Annotated in this window: 1 protein-coding gene; it reads left to right on the plus strand. The window is 27.0% G+C overall.

The window, feature by feature from the left end; genetic code table 11:
- The first annotated feature begins 725 nt into the window (after positions 1 to 725).
- Entirely contained in the window at positions 726 to 1,226 is a 501-nt protein-coding gene (locus tag F564_RS0117735) for a hypothetical protein (protein ID WP_028123747.1), read from the plus strand.
- Positions 1,227 to 1,297: the final 71 nt, after the last annotated feature.

Consider the following 1,297-nt stretch of genomic DNA (forward strand, 5'->3'; position numbering starts at 1 on the left):
ATAGATGTGACAAAAACCAATGAGTTTTGGAAGTATGGTAATTATGATAAGGAGGAATAATTTTAGCGCAAAGTCAGGAGACTTTGCGCAGCGGGGGAAATTTAATTAAAAACGTTTCCGATTATATTGTTGAAGATGGAGGTACAACAAAAATAATGGAACCCGAGATTGTTAGAACAGATTTCAAAAAATTTCTTAGTAAATATAAGACTGAACCTATTTTAAGAATAGGAAATATTCCTCAATATAAAGAAATATGTGAAGATGAATTATAAATTACTTATTACAAATATTATATCTTACATTATATCGTACCACATTGTGTATGAATCAATACTTTCTATTTATAGTTTTGGTGAAAATCAGAGGTTATCTACTCCATTGGGACGCCTTGTCAGATATTATATTTTTAACCAAAAATATTATGATACATTTTCCAGTAATGATATTTATATTTTATTATTCAATTTATTGGTTAGTAGCATCTTATTTTATTCCGCATATAAATGGTATGGAAGAGAAAATTTGTTAATTACTTTTTTAAAATTGTTGGGAATTTTTATAGTCATTAATTTTCTAATAATTATCTACGTGATTATAGATTATAATTTTGCAACAACATTTATATATATATTCTTTTTTTTGTTTCCGATGTCAATAATGATGTTACTGATGCTACCAATTTTTTGGTTGAATTCAAAATTTTTTAGTAAAACTTCCGAAAAATGAAAATAACCAAACTAGTCATACTATTCAATTATAAAAAAATACTTTTAGGAATATTAGTGTCTGTGCTTTTTTTGGTCATTTCTTATCAAGCAAACTTCTTTTTTTCTATACTATTAAAAACATTAAGTGCTTTTATATTGATAAATATACTTGCCTCTATATTTGCTTCTTATATTCTTTACGATAAATCGGATTTGTACACGTTAAATAATTTAAGAGGGATTTTAGATTTTGAAAAAATCGAGAATGTAGTTTTAATTCATGCAAGTTTTGACCCATTGTCTAAAAGATTAGAAGATAAGCATCCAAATTTAAAATTAACTGTTTGTGATATTTTTGAAAATAGACACGAACATGAAAGCGGAATTAAAATATCTAAAAAAGTATTTCCACCAAATCCAAAAGAGACAAAGATAATTCCAAGCCAATTACCTTTTGAAGACAAATCTCAAGATATAATCCTTGCAATTACGGCCCCGCTGCGCAAAGTCTCCTGACTTTGAGCAATCAACATAACAAATCTTGTCACCTCGAGCGATATAAAACTGATGTCTGAATAAATTTATAT

It is taken from the genome of Epilithonimonas tenax DSM 16811, assembly GCF_000428485.1.
Lineage (GTDB): Bacteria > Bacteroidota > Bacteroidia > Flavobacteriales > Weeksellaceae > Epilithonimonas > Epilithonimonas tenax.